The following is a 19,285-nucleotide window of genomic DNA, read 5'->3' on the forward strand; positions in this document are numbered from 1 at the left end:
AAATCAACTTTCCAACTGGGGTATATCATAGCGGCCTTGCAGGTCTTGCTGGCGCAGTTTACTGCCGTTGAAGTGACCTGACAGGTTTTCATTGCCTACGCGATAGTCCGACTGCGGGGTGTGCTGGCCCAGGGACTGGCCCCATGGAGCCGCCTGTTCGCCGGCATCCTCGAAGCTTACCCGCTGGAGAAGGCTGTAGGGCTTTTTGCTCTTCTCTTTGGAGAAACCCGCGAAGCTGGCATCAGAGGCCTGGACGCCAGCAGTGGCGCTGAGCATGGTTAACGCCAACATCAGCTTCTTGATCGCAGTCATGGTCTACCTCACACGCTTTGGCTTTGAGTACGGGGCCAGACTACGCAGCCCCCGCTGAACTCCCCCTGAACACTCTCTGAACCTGGGCTGAACCGAGGCCGGCTACTGTGTAAAGAGTTATTTACGTATCCCCGGCCACAGGCTATCCAGCGGCCCTTCAACTCGGCAAAATACCCGGCATGAACTCCCTACCCGCCTGCTGCACCCCACTTGATGCCCATTGGCCGTTGCCCGTTGCCTTGCCCGGCACGGTCTTGCTGAGCACCCGTTTTGACCCGTCCCTGCTGGCCGTCGGCGACTTCCAGCGCAGCGCCGTGCCGCCGCCCGCGAGCATCCAGCGCTCGGTAGCCAAGCGCCAGGCGGAGTTTCTGGCCGGTCGCCTGTGTGCCCGCGCGGCCTTGCAAAAGCTGGATGGGCTGGATTGCGTGCCGGCAATTGGCGAGGACCGCGCGCCGGTCTGGCCCGCGCATATCAGCGGCTCTATCACCCACAGCACCGGCCACGCAGCGGCCATCGTTGCCCACAAGACACAATGGCGCGGGCTGGGAATGGACCTGGAGAACCTGCTGACACTGGAGCGCGCGGAGCGCCTGGCCGGGGAAATCCTGACACCGGACGAATTGCAGCGCATGGCCGCCGGGCCGCGGGAGCAGATCGCGCAGTGGGTGACGCTGACGTTTTCGGCGAAAGAGAGCCTGTTCAAGGCGCTCTACCCGATCGTGCAGAAGCGCTTCTATTTTGAGCATGCCGAGTTGCTGGAATGGTCGGATACCGGCCATGCGCGGCTGCGGTTGCTGACGGACCTGTCGGCTGAGTGGTGTCATGGCAAGGAGCTGGAGGCGCAGTTTGCGGTGGATGATGGGCAATTATTGACCCTGGTGGCCGTAGCAGCTGTCGAGCTTTAGCGAGGCTGCGTCGAGAGCGCCGCCGATGTCGAGCCAGGCGCAAAACCGAGTGGGGGCCAACGCAGCCTCGCCAGGGCTCGACAGCTGCTACGCGGGCGGGGTTTTCTTGGTCCCGTGGCCAACTCAGGCTGAAACACGCGCCGCCCAGGTTGTTGCTCTTGCTGATCAACGCCCGGCCGCCGTGCCAATGTGCCCGCCCTACGCGCGAGTACGGCTGTCATCCAGGCGCGGCTGCGGTTGCTGACGGGCCTGTCAGCAGAGTGGTGCCATGGCAAGGAGCTCGAGGCGCAGTTTGCGGTGGATGAAGGGCAATTATTGACCTTGGTGGCCGTAGCAGCTGTCGAGCCTTAGCGAGGCTGCGTCGGGAGCGCCGCCGATGTCGAGCCAGGCGCGAAACCGAGTTGGGGCCAACGCAGCCTCGCCAGGGCTCGACAGCTGCTACGCGGGCGGGGTTTTTCTTGGTCCCGTGGCCAGCTCAGGCTGAAACACGCGCCGCCCCGCCCGAAGCGCGCGTACGGCTGTCATCCAGGCGCGGCTGCGGTTGCTGACGGACCTGTCGGCTGAGTGGTGTCGTGGCAAGGAGCTGGAGGCGCAGTTTGCGGTGAATGACGGACAATTATTGACCGTAGCAGCTGTCGAGCCAGGCGCGAAACCGAGTGGGGGCCAACGCAGCCTCGCCAGGGCTCGACAGCTGCTACGCGGGCGGGGTTTCTCTTGGTCCCGTGGCCAGCTCAGGCTGAAACACGCGCCGCCCGCCCGACGCGCCGCCCGCCCGACGCGCGTACGGCTGTCGTCCAGGCGCGGCTGCGGTTGAAGACGGACCTGTCGGCTGAGTGGTGCCATGGCAAGGAGCTCGAGGCGCAGTTTGCGGTGGATGACGGGCAATTATTGACCGTAGCAGCTGTCGAGCCTTAGCGAGGCTGCGTCGGGAGCGCCGCCGATGTCGAGCCAGGCGCGAAACCGAGTTGGGGCCAACGCAGCCTCGCCAGGGCTCGACAGCTGCTACGCGGGCGGGGTTTTTCTTGGTCCCGTGGCCAGCTCAGGCTGAAACACGCACCGCCCCGCCCGACGCGCGAGTACGGCTGTCGTCCAGGCGCGGCTGCGGTTGCTGACGGACCTGTCGGCAGAGTGGTGCCATGGCAAGGAGCTGGAGGCGCAGTTTGCGGTGGATGACGGGCAATTATTGACCCTGGTGGCCGTAGCAGCTGTCGAGCCTTAGCGAGGCTGCGTCGGGAGCGCCGCCGATGTAGAGCCAGGCGCAAAACAGAGTGGGGGCCATCGCAGCCTCGCCAGGGCTCGACAGCTGCTACGGGCGGGGTTTTTCTTGGTCCCGTGGCCAGCTCAGGCTGAAACACGCGCCACCCAGGTTGTTGCTCTTGCTGATCAACGCCCGGCCGCCGTGCCAATAGATGATCCGCCGCACAATCGACAATCCCAACCCGTGCCCGCCCGACGCGCGCGTACGGCTGTCGTCCAGGCGCAGGAACGGGGTGAAGATCCGCTCCCAGGCACTTTCCGGTACGCCCGGGCCGTCGTCTTCCACGTCGATGCGGCAACGCACCTGGCCCACCTGATAACTGATCAGCACTCGCCCCTGGGCATGACGCATGGCGTTGCTCACCAGGTTTTGCAGGGCCCGATGCAGGTAACGCGGTTCGGCCTCCACCCACGCATCGTCCCAATGGGCAGAAGACAGGCAGATGCCCCGCGCCACGTTGATTTCCGGGCGCAGCGGCGACAGTTCATCAATCACCTGATCGAGCAACGCGCTGAGGTCGACCCGCTGGAAATTCAGCGCCGGCGAACCCTGCTCCAGTCGCGCATAAGTCAGCATTTCGTCCACCAGGCCATCAAGGTCCTGGATGTCGCTGTCCATGCCTTCCATATACTTGCGCCGCGCCTCAGGCGTGGCCGCGTCGCCAATCATCTCCAGGCCGAACCGCAGGCGCGCCACCGGGGTGCGCAGTTCGTGGGACACCGCACGCACCAGTTCGCGCTGGATCGCCAGCAGCCGTTGAAGATGTTCGGCCATGCCATTGAACGCCGCCGCCAGGCGCCCCACCGAATCGGCACCCCGGGCCGGCACTCGCACTTCCAGGCTGCCCTTGGCGATGCGCGTGGCGGCAGCTTCCAGGCCACTCAAGCGCCGTTCCAGTTGGCGTACCAATAAATAGACGATCAAGCCGATCAGGGTCAGGCTGATCAACGCGATCAGGATCAACCACTGCGGGGGATACGGGTTCATTTGGTACAGCGGGCCGATTTCCAGGACCCACGGCGTGCCGACCATGCCCGCAAACACCCGGATCGAATCACCGCCCTTGCCCAGGGCCATCACTGTGTCGCCCTCGGACACGCGGCGGCGCTGGTCTTCGTCCATATCAGCCTGGTCGAGCATCACCAGGTGCATCTCGAATCCAAAGCCTTTGGCCTCTTTCAGGTCGGCGAGTTTTTGCGGTTGCTCGGCCACCGGGAAACGCACCAGCTCATCGGCCAGCAGGTAAATGGTCGCGCGGGCCAGTTGTTCGCTGATTTGCTGCACTTCGCCGGTGAGCAACAGTTGCTCCTGGTCGCTGACCAGCCGCAGTACCCTGGCCGCATGGGGGCCGGTTTGCTCCACCAACACCTGGCCGCGTTGCAGGCGGGTGCGCTGGCTCAGGTCCAGATGCGCCTCGGCCACGGTCTGCAATTCCAGCGGAATGCCCAGCAAGCGCTCCCATACCGCCAGGGCACGGCGGCGTTCGATGGCACTCATGGGTTGCAGGTTGTCGCCCATCAGCGCGAAGGTGCCATGGGCCAGGCGCTCGCGGTACTGGCCGCTGCGCACTTCATTGAGCAGGTGCAGGGCCAGTACGCCGAGCAACGCCACCAGAATCAGCGCCGCGCACATGCCGCCGTAGATGCGCAGGAAGATCGAGTTCACGGCGTAAGTTCAGCAGCGGCTTCGGGGACGAACAGGTAGCCTTTGCTGCGAATGGTCTTGATCAGGCGCGGGTGGATCGGGTCGTCGCCGATTTTCGGGCGAATCCGCGAGATGCGCACGTCGATGGAGCGGTCCTGGCCGTCGTAGCCAATACCGCGCAAGGCAGTGAAGATTTCCTCCCGGGACAGAATTCGCCCGGCATTCGCCACCAGCAGCCACAGCAGATCGAATTCGGCGCTGGTCAGTTCGATGCCGCCGTCGTGCAGCCAGGCTTCACGCAGGGCGTTGTCCACCACCAGTGGGCCGAATTGCAGGCGCCGCTGTTTTTCGGGGATGGGCAGCTCGACGCTTTCGCTGCGCCGCAGCAGGGCCTGGATGCGCGCCAGCAGCAGGCGTGGGCGTACGGGTTTGCACACGTAGTCGTCGGCGCCCATGTCCAGGCCCAGCACCTGGTCCATGTCGTCGGTGCGTGCAGTCAGCATCAGGATCACCCCGTCGTAGTCCGCGCGCACCTTGCGGCAGATGCTCAGGCCGTCTTCGCCGGGCAACATCAGGTCGAGGATCACCAGGTCCGGCTGTTCGGCGATGATCCGCGCCGCCGCCAACGCCCCGTTGCCCTCCACCGACACCCGCAGGCCGTTGCTCTCCAGGTAGTCACGGGTCAACTCGGCCAGTCGCTCGTCGTCCTCGACAATCAATACCTGCCAGGCTTCATGCTCCATGCGTTACCTCGGTTCTAATTATTGTAGGAGCGGGCTTGCCCGCGAAAAACTCTAGGGTGCCGCGTTTATTCAGGTTTCCAGCGTCATCGTTGACGTCCTTCGCGGGCAAGCCCGCTCCTACAGTTGTCATGTAGGCGAGGCATAAACTGTATGAATAACTGCCGATTGTAGCAACGGGCCAGCCCTCTGGCACAAGCGCGCAAATGCGTTCGGACATCGTGTTTTTTTGTGATAGGGTTCGCGCCCGCAAAAATCCAACCGGATGTTTTTACCTCGGAATATTCGGTGACAAACGGCGCGATGCAGCAGTACTGCGGCCTACACGCCTGTTCCACGTTTCATACACATTTTACCCACAGCGTTATCCACAGGTAGTGCGTTGCCATACCCCCGAAAACGCATTATCTTGTAGGTCGTCGCCAAAAAAACCCTACATGTAGGGTTTTTGAGCGAAAAGACCAAACACAAATCAGACAAGAAACTCAAGTCCTTTCTTGCTCCTGTTTGGTTGAACTTAAGCCTTTTTCAGAAGACCAAACCGCGCACGCGGATGGCAGCCGTTTTTAGCCCCGATCAGGCACAAACGGTACGGGTGTTGCAGTACGAAGCAGTCACCCACCAGGAATACGGTAAAGAGCCCCAAGCTTGTACCGAAGACTTCGGCATGGAAGCGGCGCGAACAGCTCCCTTCCTCCTGTCCCGAAGTTGTTATGCCAGGCCCTTGGCCTGTTGTAAGTGCTTCAGGACGGAACGGTGGGCACCGTGATGGTGCCCAAATAAATATAGAATGTGGAGACAACCCCCCATGCAAACCGACACAACTCGCGAGAACCCGCAGGGCTCCGTGCCGCAGGCCGCTGATTCGAATCTGGATCTGTCCGCCACCGCGCCCGGCCAATTGCGTGTGATCAAGCGTAACGGGACTGTCGTTCCTTACACCGATGACAAAATCACCGTCGCGATCACCAAAGCGTTTCTTGCAGTTGAAGGCGGCACCGCTGCTGCCTCGTCGCGCATCCACGACACCGTAGCGCGCCTGACCGAACAGGTCACCGCAACGTTCAAGCGTCGCATGCCATCGGGCGGCACCATCCACATCGAAGAAATCCAGGACCAGGTCGAACTGGCCCTGATGCGTGCCGGCGAGCAGAAAGTTGCCCGCGACTACGTGATCTACCGTGACTCCCGCGCCAAGGAACGTGCCGTACGCTCCCCGGCCGAAGAAGCGGCTGTACAAGCTCACCCGTCGATCCGCATCACCCTGGCCGACGGTACGTTTGCACCGCTGGACCTGGGCCGCCTGAACACCATCATCACCGAGGCCTGCGAAGGCCTGGAAGAAGTCGATGGTGACCTGATCCAGCGCGAAACCCTGAAGAACCTGTACGACGGCGTGGCCCTGACCGACGTCAACACCGCCCTGGTAATGACCGCCCGTACTCTGGTTGAACGTGAGCCGAACTACTCGTTCGTGACCGCGCGCCTGCTGATGGACACTCTGCGTGCCGAAGGCCTGGGCTTCCTGGGCGTGGCCGACAGCGCCACGCACCACGAAATGGTCGACCTGTACGCCAAGGCCCTGCCTGCCTACATCGCCAAGGGTATCGAATTCGAATTGCTGAACCCGATCCTGGCCACCTTCGACCTGGAAAAACTCGGCAAGGCAATCAACCACGAGCGCGACCAGCAGTTCACCTACCTGGGCCTGCAAACCCTGTACGACCGTTACTTCATCCACAAGGACGGGATCCGCTTCGAACTGCCGCAAGTGTTCTTCATGCGCGTGGCCATGGGCCTGGCGATCGAAGAGAAGCAGAAAGAAGACCGTGCCATCGAGTTCTACAACCTGTTGTCGTCCTTCGACTACATGTCGTCGACCCCGACCCTGTTCAACGCCGGCACCCTGCGTCCACAGCTGTCCAGCTGCTACCTGACCACCGTGCCGGATGACCTGTCGGGCATCTACCACGCGATCCACGACAACGCCATGTTGTCCAAATTCGCGGGCGGCCTGGGTAACGACTGGACGCCGGTGCGTGCACTGGGTTCGTATATCAAGGGCACCAACGGCAAGTCCCAAGGCGTTGTACCGTTCCTCAAAGTAGTGAACGACACCGCTGTAGCCGTGAACCAGGGTGGCAAGCGCAAAGGCGCTGTCTGTGCTTACCTGGAAACTTGGCACATGGACATCGAAGAGTTCATCGAACTGCGCAAGAACACCGGTGATGATCGTCGTCGTACCCACGACATGAACACCGCCAACTGGATCCCTGACCTGTTCATGAAGCGTGTCTTCGATGACGGCCCGTGGACCCTGTTCTCGCCATCCGAAGTGCCCGACCTGCACGACCTGACCGGCAAGGCCTTCGAAGAACGTTACGAGTACTACGAAGCCCTGTCCCAGTACCCGGGCAAGATCAAGCTGTTCAAGACCATCCAGGCCAAAGACCTGTGGCGCAAAATGCTGTCCATGCTGTTTGAAACCGGCCACCCATGGCTGACCTTCAAAGACCCGTGCAACCTGCGCAGCCCGCAGCAGCACGTGGGCGTGGTCCACAGTTCGAACCTGTGCACCGAGATCACCTTGAACACCAACAAGGACGAGATCGCCGTTTGCAACCTGGGCTCGATCAACCTGCCGAACCACATCGTCAACGGCAAGCTGGACACCGCCAAGCTGGAACGCACCGTGAACACCGCCGTTCGCATGCTCGATAACGTTATCGACATCAACTACTACTCGGTACCACAGGCGCAGAACTCCAACTTCAAGCACCGTCCGGTGGGCCTGGGCATCATGGGCTTCCAGGACGCGCTGTACCTGCAGCACATTCCTTACGGTTCGGACGCTGCGGTCGAGTTCGCCGACAAGTCCATGGAAGCGGTCAGCTACTACGCGATCCAGGCTTCCTGCGACCTGGCCGACGAGCGCGGCGCCTACGAGACGTTCCAGGGTTCGCTGTGGTCCAAAGGCATCCTGCCGCTGGACTCGCAACAGATCCTGATCGAGCAGCGTGGCCAGAAGTACATCGACGTTGACCTGAACGAATCCCTGGACTGGGCACCGGTACGTGCCCGTGTGCAGAAAGGCATTCGTAACTCCAACATCATGGCCATCGCACCGACCGCCACCATCGCCAACATCACCGGCGTGTCGCAGTCGATCGAACCGACTTATCAGAACCTGTATGTGAAATCGAACCTGTCGGGCGAATTCACCGTGATCAACCCGTACCTGGTTCGCGACCTGAAAGCCCGCGGCCTGTGGGACTCGGTGATGATCAACGACCTGAAGTACTACGACGGTTCGGTGCAGCAGATCGAGCGCATCCCGCAAGAACTCAAAGAGCTCTACGCGACCGCCTTCGAAGTGGACACCAAGTGGATCGTCGACGCCGCCAGCCGTCGCCAGAAGTGGATCGACCAGGCTCAGTCGCTGAACCTGTACATCGCCGGCGCATCGGGCAAGAAGCTGGACGTGACCTACCGCATGGCGTGGTACCGTGGCCTGAAAACCACTTACTACCTCCGTGCCCTGGCCGCTACCAGCACCGAGAAGTCGACCATCAACACCGGCAAGCTGAACGCTGTTTCCAGCGGCGGCAACCATGGTGATGATTCGGTTCTCGCGGCACCTGCCGGTCCAGCGCCAGTGCCAAAAGCCTGCGCGATCGACGAGCCGGATTGCGAAGCTTGCCAATAAGCTGAGCCGGTCCCGGGTTTGAACACCCGGGATTGAGAAGCCCGATAAACCCCGACTGTATAGGGTTTATCGGGCTTTTTTCGTTTCACGCCCTTAAATGAAAGCGTACGCAACACCGTGCTTTGGCGAACCGCCTCGCTGCCCCCATAACTCGATTCGCCCACCAATCACCGCCATTGAGTGAGCATCATAGGCGACGACACCCAGCTTGCCGCTCGCCAGCTCACTGCTTGAAGAGTTCCTATAGAGCCCCTTCAGCCCAAGGCGATCCAGTGCTTCGTGGGGCACTTCGCCGTTGTTCAGGCTCTGCATCGCATGGGCAAAACTTTTTTGCGCCTCACCTGGCTTGTCATCCAGACCATTTCCTTCGATCTGTGCCCGCTTGGCACTCACTGCAAACATGAAATTTGCATCGGTCATCATCGCCGGATCATCGCCTTTAAACTGTGCGTAACTGGCCGCCTGCGCGAGTTCGTGCTTAGGCAGATAAAGCTCGAACCCATCTCGCATTTTCACGTGATAGCCGCCGCCCACCTCGTTCACCTCTTTGAAGACGTCAGTGGGTTTCTGGCCAAACTGCATCATCGCCGCCTTAATCGCTGAAACGGTGACGCAATTGCCGTCAGGCCCCTGACTAAAGCCACTCCAGATATTGTCTGGCTTTTTCCCGGGGTTGCTGTTGTCCGGCTTGTAGTTGTAGTGATAGGCGCCTTCGGTGAGCAGCTTGTTACTCATAGGCTCGGAGGGGCCAAACCCACCACCACCACCACCACCACTACGAACAGCACCACCGCCACCGCCGCCTGGCAACACGGTGGAGTACCACTCAGGAAACAGCGCTTTTAATAGCTCCAGCCACCGCTGAGTCTCTTCGATCAGTTGCTCGAGCAGCTTGTCGAACTCACCTTCGGCGAACGCCTGTTTTAGATTGTGCAGGTCGTCACTCAGCTTCTGGGCCAGTGCGCCCTTCGATTCGCGATTGGCGCTCTCAATTTCCTTAAGCAGCTTGGTGACAGCATCCTTACCGGAAACCGCATCCAGCTTGGCGTCCGAGGCCCGGTCAGTGTCGTTCTGATTCAGCCCTGAAGCGTCGGGGCGACAGTGCCCGCCGCCGACCCCATGGATAGCCTGTGCACAAATCTCCATCCCCTTCCCCCCACTCAATGATCATGGGGCCCCACGGCTCCCGACCAGTGAGTGATGAAAGAGGCGTAGCCCGTTCCGGCAGACACGTGTCCTCCTGTGACCGGCAAGGCGGCAGGAAAAAACGGCAAAAAAAAGCCCCTCATTCGAGGGGCTTTCCGGTAACGCGGCTTAAAGCGACAACATCAGGTCATCTGAATGATGGTCTGCATAATGGTGCTTTGGGTGGAGATGGTCTTGGCGTTCGCCTGATAGTTGCTCTGGGCCTTGATCAGGTCCACCAGCTCGTTGGTCAGGTTGACGTTGGAGTTCTCCAGGGAGTTGGCCACGATCGAACCCAGGGTCCCGACTTGCGGGGTATCAAAACCCGGCTGGCCCGACGCGAAGGTTTCTTTCCAGGTGGTGCCGCCGGCTGGCTGCAGGCCCTGCTCGTTGTTGAAGCTGGCCAGGGAGATCTGGCCGATGGCCTTGCTCTGCTGGTTGCTGAAAGTAGCGAACATTACACCGCTGCCGTCGATTTTCAGCCCGGTGATTTGGCCGGTAGCGTAACCGTCGGTGGTGGGCGGGTTGCGGTAGGTAGCCGAGTTGAACTGGGTGATGTTCGCCATGTTGACGGCCACGCCGTCTGTGTTGGCGGCCGCGCCGTTAGACGTCCAGACGCCATTGACCAGGGCGCCGGGCTTCCAGTCGGAAATGGTCAGGGTGGTGTTCGAAGCAGTGGCTGGCGGGGTGATGATGCCCGAGAGCTTGCCGGCGGTGTCAAACGACAGCGTCGAGGCAACAGGCGCCTTCACGTCAGTACCGGTGCCACTGATCGGCGAACCGTCAGGGTTGCGCCCATCGATCAGGGTGTAGGACTTCCAGGTGTTGGAGTCTGTCTTCACCAGGTACTGCACCATCGGATGCGAGTTGCCCTGGGTATCGTAGAGCGTGGTGGAGTATTGAGTGGTAAAGGTCTCCGACTTGGTCGGATCAAACGGGGTCTTGGTCTGGTCGATCACCGGCGAGGACGAGTTCAGGTTACTGGTGGAATCCACCTTGCTCGAAGCCTTCGGCGGCAGGTACGACAGGTTGAGCTGAAGGTCGGTCAAGCCGCCCTTCTGGATGTTGCCATCAGCGTCCGCCGCGTAGCCTTGCAGGCGCGAGGTGCCGGTGTTGTTGGTGATGTAGCCGTCCTTGTCGGCGCGGAAGGCACCGTTACGGGTGTACTCCAGCGAACCGTCGCTGCCTTTCTGCACGAAGAAGCCGCCGCCCTGGATCGCCATGTCCAGCGTGCCGCCGCTGTTGTTGACGTCACCCTGGGTGAACTGCTGGGACACTGCCGCCAGGTTCACGCCGTTGCCGATGCTGTTCTGGCCGGTGCCCAGCTTGGACGCCGCGTAGATATCCGAGAATTCGGCACGGGACGACTTGAAGCCGGTGGTCGCGACGTTGGCGATGTTGTTGCCGGTCACGTCCAGTTGTTTGTTGGCCGCATAGAGGCCGCTAAGGCCGATGTTAAAAGACATTGTTCTCTCCTTTTGCCGTATTTAGCCGGCTCTATGTACCGATAGTCTGAATTTGCGACAGCTTGATACTGCCCATGCCGCCCGCCAGGTTGAGCAGCATTTCGCCGCCGGTCTGGCTCAGGGTCACGCTGGTCACCGTTGCCGGCAGCGAGGTGAGCAGGGCAACCGAGTCGCCCTTGTCATTCTTGGTAGTGGCATTGAAGGTGTAGGTGCCGGGTGGCGCCGTCTCGCCCGCCTCGTTCTTGCCGTCCCAGACAAAGCTGGAATTGCCGGCACTCTGGGCGCCCATGTCGATGGTACGAACGACGTTGCCGTCCTTGTCGGTGATCTTGACCGAGACGTTGCCCGTCGCCGCCGTCACCGCCACGGAACCGGTCATGCTCTTGCTCGTGTCGACCATGGCCTTGTCGGTCTGGGTGATCACCGAGCGGCCCACCAGCGACGACGCCTGCAGTGCCTGCGAGGAGCTGAAGTTGCTGGAGATCGCATTCACCGAGTCGTTCAGGGTGTTGATGCCTTCCAGGCTGCTGAACTGAGCCAGCTGTGCCACGAACGCGCCGTTGTCCTGGGGCGACAGCGGGTTCTGGTTTTTCAGCTGGGTGACCAGCAGTTGCAGGAACGCGTCCTTGCCCAACGACTGGTTGCCCGTCGCCGACTTGGCTGCATCGCCGACGCTGCTGTTATCTGTCGCCGTCTTGACCTTGGAATTGAAAAGGTCCTGGACCGCCGTGTTCGTCGAACTGGTATCAACAATGGCCATTATTTGGCGCCCCTTATCACTGACCCAGGGTCAGGACCTTCTGCATCATGGTTTTGGCGGTGTTCATCATTTCCGCGTTGGTCTGGAACGAGCGGCTGGCGGAAATCATGTCTGCCATTTCCTCGACCACGTTGACGTTGGGGTAGTACACGTACCCTTTTTCGTTCGCAGCGGGATGGTTCGGTTCGTAGCGGGCTTCGAGGTTGCTCTGGTCTTCGACCACACCGAGCACCTGCACGCCCTGGCCTGCGGCATCCTGGTTCTGGAACAGCGAATCGCCGCTACCACTCTGGCCGCCTTGGCCGCCCTGGAACATGGTGGCGAACACCGGGTGCCGGGCACGGTAGGTCTGGTCAATGCTCGAGGACACGGTCTCGGCGTTGGCGATGTTACTGGCGACGGTGTTGAGGCGCGTGGTCTGGGCGCTCATGCCACTACCGGCAATATTGAAAACACTGGCGAGGGACATGGCTTATTCTCCACGCAGGGCTGACATCAGCCCTTTGAATTTGCTGTTGAGCAGGGTGAAGCTGGCCTGGAAGTTCACCGAGTTCTCGGCGTAGGCCGATTGCTCCAGCTGAGCGTCCACGGTGTTCTGGTCGATCGACGGTTGCATCGGCGTGCGATACAGCAGCGACTCGTCACCATTGCCCAGGCCTTGCGCTTCGATATGACGGCTGTTGGTCATGTTCAGGGCGAAGGTGCCGTTCTTGGTCTTGTCTTGCTGTGCAGCGAGCACGGCAGAGAAGTCCAGATCCCGAGCCTTGTAGTTCGGGGTGTCGGCGTTGGCGATGTTGTTAGCCAGGACTTCGGCACGCTGGGCGCGGAAGCCCAGGGCTTGTTCGTGGATACCGAGCGCTTTATCGAAGCTGATGCTCATGGCGGAGACCTATAGGGGCTGACCTGCTTTTCGTAACTAGGATTTAGCAAGGGCCATGCCAAGTTGCTGGAGCGCCGTAAATCAAGGGTTTGCGGGGCAATTGCCGGCGGCAATGCCAGAAAAGCGGCAAAGGGTTTCCGCGAAACGCCAGTAAAGCGGCAATGAGGGCTTGCCGCTTTGCGGCCATAAAAAAAGGGAGGCCTGTGCAGGCCTCCCTTTTTTGTTCAAGCATTCATCACTTGGCCTGGTAAATGATCCCAGGGCTGCACTGCACCATCTGGTAATGATCCGGCAAACCGTTCAACGCCTCGGAAGCGCCCAGAAACAGATAACCACCGCGTTTGAGGGTGCCGTGGATGCGCAACAGAATGTCTTTCTTCACCTCGGCCGAGAAGTAGATCAGCACGTTGCGGCAAAACACCATGTCGAACTTGCCCAGGCTGGCATAACTGTCCAGCAGGTTGAACGAGCGAAACTCCACCCGGCTCTTGATCGGCGCCTTGACCGCCCAGCGTCCCGCGCCTTTAGGATCGAAGAACCGCTGCAAGCGCTCCGGAGACAACCCGCGCCCCAGTGCCAGGCTGTCGTACTCACCGGTCTTGCAGTTGGTGAGCATGGTGCCGGACAAATCCGTGGCCACAATTTGCGCCCCGGCCTTCAACTGGCCCATGTTGGTCCGCTCGAACTCATCGATGGCCATCGAAATCGAATACGGTTCCTGCCCCGACGAACAGGCGGCCGACCAGATGCGCAGGCGCTGGCCCGGTGCGGCCTTGATCGCTTCAGGCAGCACCTTGTTCTTGAGCACTTCAAACGGATAGGTATCGCGAAACCACAAGGTTTCGTTGGTGGTCATGGCATCGACCACCATCTCCTTGAGCCCGCTGCGCGGCTGGCCCTGGATCCGTTGCACCAACTCCCCGAGGGACTTGATGCCCTGCTGCTCCATCAGTTTGTTGAGACGGCTGGATACCAGGTATTGCTTGTTTTCACCGAGCAATATGCCACAGGCTTTTTCCAGGAAGACCCGGAACTGTTCGAAATCCAAATTACCCGTAGACAATGATACCGCCTCTTAAATCGTGTGACCGCCAGGGAAAAGGCCCCTAGCCGTGATCTGCTGCCTTGATCCGGTCGACTACCCGGGATGCCAGGTCATCAGGGCGGAATTTGGCCAGGAAGTCATCGGCACCGACCTTCTTGACCATCGCCTGATTGAATACACCCGACAACGAAGTATGCAGGATGATGTGTAGTTTTTGCATGCGTGGGTCGTTGCGTATCTCGGCCGTGAGGGTGTAGCCGTCCATTTCCGGCATCTCGATATCCGAGATCATCATCAGGAATTCTTCTTCCGGCTTCTTGCCCTCGTCCACCAGCTTGCGCAGGTAATCCAGGGCCTGTCGACCGTCATTGAGCGCCACCACTTCAACGCCAACCGTCTGCAGGCAACGGGACACCTGTTTGCGCGCCACCGAGGAGTCGTCCACCGTCAGCACTCGCAGCGAGATCGCCTTGTGCGCGGTTTCGGCGTCTACCACACCCACCGATATCGCCTCCGAGGTCGGAGCCACTTCGGCGAGGATTTTCTCCACGTCGATGATTTCCACCAACTGGTTGTCGACCCGCGTCACTGCCGTTAGGTAGTGATCGCGGCCGGTGCCCTTGGGCGGCGGATGGATCTCTTCCCAGTTCATGTTGACGATGCGTTCCACCGAGCGCACCAGGAAACCCTGAGTCTTGGTGTTGTACTCGGTGATGATCACGAACGGACTCTCGCGATCCTGCAAACCCGACGAACCAGTGGCCATGGCCAGGTCAAGAATCGGGATGGTCGCGCCACGGATATTGGCCACACCGCAAACCACCGGGCTGGATTTGGGCATGATTGTCAGCTTGGGACACTGCAGTACTTCCCGAACCTTGAAGACGTTAATCCCGTAAAGCTGCTTGCCGTCCAGACGAAACAGCAGCAACTCCAGGCGATTCTGCCCCACCAGCTGTGTACGCTGGTTCACTGAATCCATTACACCGGCCATGCACAGACTCCTACGCTAAAACTTAGGGGTACGACGCGTCCCCAACACTAAACGGCACGAGCTTTGCTTTTTTATTGGCCATGGACATCAAAACGACAGTTTCCCGACGCCTCCGATCCCCACAGTACCGCAGATTGCTCTGCGTCTCGATGGCGTTGCTTGCCTTGGCTACGGGCCAGCCGGCCCGCGCCGATAACGTCACCTTGCCTGATCTACTTATCGGCGTCACTCAAGGCTTTCTTGAGTTCACTGTAGAAGATTATCTGGCGACGACGCAGACACCGGGCCGCTATGAAATCCAGGTCAACCAATTGGATCCGCGCTTGCGCATGCCCATGTGTGACAGAGAATTGACAGCTTCCCTGGAAAGCCCCGCCCAGCCCATCGGGCGCGTGACCGTGAAGGTGCGCTGCGAAGGCGCCTCGCCCTGGACGGTGTTTGTGCCGGCCCAGGTCAAATTGTTCCGCGACGTCGTGGTGGTGACACGCCCGCTGAAACGCACCGGAATCATTGGTGATGAGGACATTGCGATGCGTGAACGGGACATCAGCCTGATCAATCAGGGCTATCTCACTTCCCTGGATCAGGCGCTCGGGCAGAAACTTACCCGACCAATGGTCGCCGACCAGGTGATTACCCTGGTCCATCTTGAACAGGCCGAAGTGGTGCGCAAAGGTGACCAGGTGGTGATCTCCGCCAGCAGCGGCGGCCTGAATGTAAAAATGCCGGGGGAAGCCCTCTCCAATGGCGGCATGAGTGAACAGATTCGCGTGAAGAACCTCAACTCCAACCGCGTGATCAAGGCCCGGGTGACGGCACCGGGGCAAGTTGAGGTGGCTTTATAGATCACTGGCATCGGACGCCGGCTTTTCCTACACTGTGCGCAAAGCGGTATCGCGTATAGGTTTATTGTCAATCGAGCCTAAAGTTTGTCCGGGTATGGCCGAAAACATGGCAAGCGTCCAAATACCCAGAGGTTTTTTAACATGGTCATCGATTTCAGTCGTTTGAATAACGCCCTGCCAACGCCCGGTTCTTCACGCACCAACGGTGCCAAAGACAGCGTTGAAGCCAAGTCCCAGCCTCTGCCTGCCAAGACAGAACAGGCCGGTGCGAGCCAAAGCGGGGAATCGGTACACCTGAGCAATGAGGCTCAACAGTTGCAAAAGGTCACTGACTCGCTGAGCGATCAGCCGGTTGTCAATAAAGCTCGCGTGGCTGAATTGAAGCAGGCGATTGCGGATGGCAGCTATAAGGTCGACAGCAACCGTGTAGCCAGCAAGCTGCTTAACTTCGAAGCCGAGCGCTAGGCAAAGGCCTGCGCCAGGCTTTTGGACGCTTAAAACCCAAGGCCAGCCATGCACGACGAAAACTTGCTACAACTGATCATTGAAGACCTGCCTCCTGCACAGCAGTTGCTGGAGCTACTTCGGGAAGAGTCCCTGGCCCTGTTCGGCCGGGACATGCGCATGCTGGAAGAAATTCTGGCGCGCAAGCAGTCGTTGATCGTCCTGCTGGAACAGCACGGCAAGAAGCGCAGCCAGATTCTCCTCAGCCTGGGCCTCTCGGCCGACCACAAGGGCCTGGAGCAACTCGCCAGCCACTCTACGGTGGGCGACCAGTTGCTGGCCCAAAGCAAAGAACTCAACCAGTTACTGACCCTGTGCCAGGAAACCAACCTCCTCAACGGCCAGGCGATCCAGCTGCAACAAGCCACCACCGCCAATCAGTTGCGTATCCTCCACGGCGGCGAGCCTCCGGCCCTCTACAACGCTCAAGGCTCCACCTCACGCCTGGCCAAGCCAAGCACCCGCAGCCAAGCCTGAAACCAGCTGACACGCGCCCTATCCAAGGCGCGTCACATGCTGGCAAAATGAAAGCACTTGCGTGTAGTCGTATTTTGTCTGGAGATGGAAGAACCGTGTTCAACGCCCCTAACGCGGAAGATGCTCCGCAGCCACCCAAGGTACTCACCACGCCGCTGGAAATCGCTGGCACCTTGCGGATGCTACAAGAGAGCCATGATCCGCTGATCATCACCTTCCACGAACGCAACCAGCGCTTTCAAAGCTACCTGGTGGAAATCGACCGGGACAGCCAGACGCTGGCCCTGGACGAAATGATCCCGCGGGACGGCGAACGCTACCTTGAGAATGGCGAAGCTTTCCGTATCGAAGGTTTCCACGATGGCGTGCGAGTGGCCTGGGAAAGCAACGGCACCCTGACCATCGACGAAGCTGGCGGCCACCGCATCTACCGCGGCAGCATGCCCGACGAAGTGATCTACCATCAGCGTCGCAATGCCTTCCGCGCCGCCCTGAAGCTGGCACAACTGGTCAGCGTCGAACTGGGTGGCGAAAAACTCAAGGCCCCCATCAGCGGCAAGTTGCTGGACATTTCCGCCACCGGCTGCAAATTGCGTTTCGAAGGGGACATCTCCGAGCGCCTGCAACTGGGCCAGGTCTACGACCGCTTTATCGCCGCCCTGCCCTTTGGCAGCATGACCACCGCGGTGGAACTGCGGTACCTGCACTTCGAAGAAAGGATCAACACCACCTTCGCCGGCGTACGTTTTCATAACATGAGCGGGCTGGTGCAGCGTCAGGTCGAGCGGTTTGTGTATCAACTGCAGCGTGAAGCTCGCCGCTTCGACAAGGACGATGATTTTTAAACACTAAAGATCGCGATAAAAAAAACGGGCAGTTCCTCAAGGGGACTGCCCGTTTTTGCTTTCAGGGGCGCGCCCTGCTCAGGTCATGGGGGTGCTCATCCGGGTCCGGATGCTCCGGGGGCTCGGTGACCGGTGATGGCTCCTGCACCTCGGGATCGACTTCAGGCTCAGGGTCCGGAACGGCGGTCTGCATCTGCTCCTGCACCACCTGCTCGTCCACGCGCGGGTCGAGGCACGCCACCAGCGGCGAGCTGGACATGCTGTCAGGCATCGCCACGTGATGCAGCGGTGCATCGTCCACCTGATGCAGGTTGGTGACGGCCTTGGGCCGGATGCGCCACACCAGGATCAACGCACACAGGCTGAAAAACGCATACAGCATGTGGCTGCCGAACAGCTTCATCACCACACCGGCCAACAGCGGGCCGACACTGGCGCCGATACCGTAGGTCACCAGCAACATCGCGGTAAGCGACACCCGGCGATCACCCTCGACGTGGTCGTTGGAAAACGCCACGGCCAGCGGGTACAGGCAGAACTGCACCAGGGAACACAGAAAGCCTGCGACAAACAGCACTTCCAACGGCACCTGGGTCATGATCGCCAGCGGCAACGCAGCCACCGCCAGGCACAGGGCGAAGCAGCGAATCAACAGCGCGCGATCATACCTATCGGACAACCAGCCCAACGGCCACTGCACCAGCAGCCCGGCAAAAATACAACTACCCATGAACAGACCGACCTGCTCGGTAGTCAGCCCCTGCTGGGACGCGTACAGCGGCGCCAAACCGTAGAACGAGCCCACGATCAACCCGGCCCCCAACACCGTACTGAGGGACTGCGGTACCCGCTTGATAAAGAAGCGCGGTTCCATCGGCGCCGGATGCAGCGGTGCCGGGTGAATACGGCGAGTCATGGCCACCGGCACCAGACACAGCGCGAAACACAGCGCGACCAGCATCAGCAACTCAAGGCCCAACTCAGGGTGCATCACAAGGATCAGTTGGCCCAGCACCAGGCCGAGGTACGAAGCAATCATATAGCCGCTGAACACCGCACCGCGCTGCTTGGCTTCAGCCTGCTCGTTAAGCCAGCTCTCGATGACCATGTACTGGCACATCATGCCCAGGCCGACAATCATCCGCAGCACAATCCAGGCTGGCAGCCAATTGATCAGCCCGTGGCCCAACACCGCTGCGCCGACGATCCCGGCACAGGTGGCGTAGGCCCGGATATGCCCGACGCGGCCAATCAGGCGGTGACCGATCTTGCCCCCCAATACCAGGCCAAAATAGTTGGCGGCCATCAACGCACCCACCCACAGGCTGTCGACGTGATCCGCTGCCAGGCGCAAGGCCAGGTAAGTACTGAGCAGGCCAGAGCCGATCAGCATCATCAGGGAAGCAAAATAAAGGGCTCGAAAAGGTTTCCAGATCTGGCGCATCGGCGTTCCGAGCGGCTCCTTGCTGTGGATATCAGGACTACCAGAATGATAGTCCCGGGTCGTCGGGTCCGGACAGCCAAAACACGCGGTTGCCGGGGAATATTTTGCTCATGCCAATTGGCTACGTGTCAGACGCTCGACAGTGACCTGCGAGGTACACGATGCAGACGAATACTTGCGCCGCCCCGCTCGTGCCTCCCGTGTGAACCTCAAACGCGGGCAAGGTTCGGTTGGTGTTTGAAAAGACTGCCGGGCTCAAGCGCCCGGGCACAAAA

Annotated in this window: 17 protein-coding genes and 3 pseudogenes; 9 read left to right on the forward strand and 11 right to left on the reverse strand. The window is 60.2% G+C overall.

All coding sequences use genetic code 11. The features are described from left to right. Positions 1 to 3 precede the first annotated feature (3 nt). The gene (locus NVB75_RS11760) at positions 4 to 312 is read right to left on the reverse strand and encodes a hypothetical protein (protein WP_017475848.1); all 309 of its coding nucleotides are present in this window, start codon (positions 310 to 312) and stop codon (positions 4 to 6) included. A gap of 179 nt (positions 313 to 491) precedes the next feature. Between NVB75_RS11760 and NVB75_RS11765 the strand changes: the two genes are divergently transcribed. The 4 genes and pseudogenes from NVB75_RS11765 to NVB75_RS11785 all read left to right on the forward strand — a co-directional run. Beyond that, positions 492 to 1,217 (forward strand): 4'-phosphopantetheinyl transferase, encoded by a 726-nt coding sequence (locus NVB75_RS11765; protein ID WP_258347240.1) that lies wholly within the window; start codon positions 492 to 494, stop codon positions 1,215 to 1,217. Positions 1,218 to 1,445: 228 nt separating this feature from the next. Beyond that, positions 1,446 to 1,568: pseudogene (locus NVB75_RS11770) on the forward strand (4'-phosphopantetheinyl transferase); the annotation flags it as partial. Positions 1,569 to 1,749: 181 nt separating this feature from the next. Beyond that, positions 1,750 to 1,854 (forward strand): annotated as a pseudogene (locus NVB75_RS11775) (4'-phosphopantetheinyl transferase); the annotation flags it as partial. A 453-nt stretch (positions 1,855 to 2,307) separates the two neighbouring features. Further along, positions 2,308 to 2,436, forward strand: a pseudogene (locus NVB75_RS11785) (4'-phosphopantetheinyl transferase); the annotation flags it as partial. Between the two features lie 87 nt (positions 2,437 to 2,523). Here NVB75_RS11785 and NVB75_RS11790 read toward each other — a convergent pair. Together NVB75_RS11790 and NVB75_RS11795 are read right to left on the reverse strand one after the other, a co-directional pair. After that, positions 2,524 to 4,140, reverse strand: a complete 1,617-nt coding sequence (locus NVB75_RS11790) for an ATP-binding protein (protein ID WP_258347241.1) — start codon at positions 4,138 to 4,140, stop codon at positions 2,524 to 2,526. Beyond that, positions 4,137 to 4,862, reverse strand: coding sequence for a response regulator (locus tag NVB75_RS11795; RefSeq protein WP_258347242.1), 726 nt, complete (start codon positions 4,860 to 4,862; stop codon positions 4,137 to 4,139). The genes NVB75_RS11790 and NVB75_RS11795 overlap by 4 nt, the downstream gene beginning before the upstream one ends. Before the next feature lie 805 nt (positions 4,863 to 5,667). Here NVB75_RS11795 and NVB75_RS11800 point away from each other — a divergent pair. Next, positions 5,668 to 8,565, forward strand: coding sequence for a ribonucleoside-diphosphate reductase subunit alpha (locus tag NVB75_RS11800; protein ID WP_258347243.1), 2,898 nt, complete (start codon positions 5,668 to 5,670; stop codon positions 8,563 to 8,565). A gap of 93 nt (positions 8,566 to 8,658) precedes the next feature. Here the strand turns inward: NVB75_RS11800 and NVB75_RS11805 are convergent, their stop codons facing one another. The 7 genes from NVB75_RS11805 to NVB75_RS11835 form a co-directional block, all read right to left on the reverse strand. Beyond that, positions 8,659 to 9,711, reverse strand: coding sequence for a hypothetical protein (locus NVB75_RS11805; protein ID WP_258347244.1), 1,053 nt, complete (start codon positions 9,709 to 9,711; stop codon positions 8,659 to 8,661). Between the two features lie 182 nt (positions 9,712 to 9,893). Then, complete coding sequence (gene flgE, locus NVB75_RS11810; RefSeq protein WP_258347245.1) at positions 9,894 to 11,216, reverse strand: flagellar hook protein FlgE; 1,323 nt, start codon at positions 11,214 to 11,216, stop codon at positions 9,894 to 9,896. 31 nt (positions 11,217 to 11,247) lie between these two features. Continuing rightward, a complete protein-coding gene (flgD, locus tag NVB75_RS11815) occupies positions 11,248 to 11,976 on the reverse strand; it encodes a flagellar hook assembly protein FlgD (protein ID WP_258347246.1) in 729 nt (242 codons plus the stop codon). A 16-nt stretch (positions 11,977 to 11,992) separates the two neighbouring features. Then, the gene (gene flgC / locus NVB75_RS11820) at positions 11,993 to 12,445 is read right to left on the reverse strand and encodes a flagellar basal body rod protein FlgC (RefSeq protein WP_003214244.1); all 453 of its coding nucleotides are present in this window, start codon (positions 12,443 to 12,445) and stop codon (positions 11,993 to 11,995) included. Between the two features lie 3 nt (positions 12,446 to 12,448). Continuing rightward, entirely contained in the window at positions 12,449 to 12,856 is a 408-nt protein-coding gene (gene flgB, locus NVB75_RS11825; protein WP_003214246.1) for a flagellar basal body rod protein FlgB, read from the reverse strand. A 235-nt stretch (positions 12,857 to 13,091) separates the two neighbouring features. After that, positions 13,092 to 13,919, reverse strand: a complete 828-nt coding sequence (gene cheR, locus NVB75_RS11830) for a protein-glutamate O-methyltransferase CheR (RefSeq protein ID WP_258347247.1) — start codon at positions 13,917 to 13,919, stop codon at positions 13,092 to 13,094. Positions 13,920 to 13,962: 43 nt separating this feature from the next. Continuing rightward, positions 13,963 to 14,895, reverse strand: a complete 933-nt coding sequence (locus NVB75_RS11835) for a chemotaxis protein CheV (protein WP_063027876.1) — start codon at positions 14,893 to 14,895, stop codon at positions 13,963 to 13,965. Positions 14,896 to 14,975: 80 nt separating this feature from the next. Here NVB75_RS11835 and flgA point away from each other — a divergent pair, with 80 nt between their 5' ends. The 4 genes from flgA (at position 14,976) to NVB75_RS11855 (ending at position 17,566) form a co-directional block, all read left to right on the forward strand. Continuing rightward, entirely contained in the window at positions 14,976 to 15,740 is a 765-nt protein-coding gene (flgA, locus tag NVB75_RS11840) for a flagellar basal body P-ring formation chaperone FlgA (RefSeq protein ID WP_258347249.1), read from the forward strand. A gap of 141 nt (positions 15,741 to 15,881) precedes the next feature. After that, entirely contained in the window at positions 15,882 to 16,205 is a 324-nt protein-coding gene (flgM, locus tag NVB75_RS11845; protein ID WP_003214254.1) for a flagellar biosynthesis anti-sigma factor FlgM, read from the forward strand. A 48-nt stretch (positions 16,206 to 16,253) separates the two neighbouring features. Continuing rightward, on the forward strand, positions 16,254 to 16,721 hold the full coding sequence (gene flgN / locus NVB75_RS11850) for a flagellar protein FlgN (RefSeq protein ID WP_258347250.1): 468 nt from the start codon (positions 16,254 to 16,256) through the stop codon (positions 16,719 to 16,721). A gap of 95 nt (positions 16,722 to 16,816) precedes the next feature. Then, positions 16,817 to 17,566: a flagellar brake protein gene (locus NVB75_RS11855; protein ID WP_258347251.1), complete on the forward strand. Its 750-nt coding sequence runs from the start codon at positions 16,817 to 16,819 to the stop codon at positions 17,564 to 17,566. A 61-nt stretch (positions 17,567 to 17,627) separates the two neighbouring features. Here NVB75_RS11855 and NVB75_RS11860 read toward each other — a convergent pair whose 3' ends face one another. Further along, complete coding sequence (locus NVB75_RS11860; protein WP_258347252.1) at positions 17,628 to 19,010, reverse strand: MFS transporter; 1,383 nt, start codon at positions 19,008 to 19,010, stop codon at positions 17,628 to 17,630. Between the last annotated feature and the right edge of the window lie 275 nt (positions 19,011 to 19,285).

Source organism: Pseudomonas sp. CBS (assembly GCF_024734645.1).
GTDB lineage: Bacteria > Pseudomonadota > Gammaproteobacteria > Pseudomonadales > Pseudomonadaceae > Aquipseudomonas.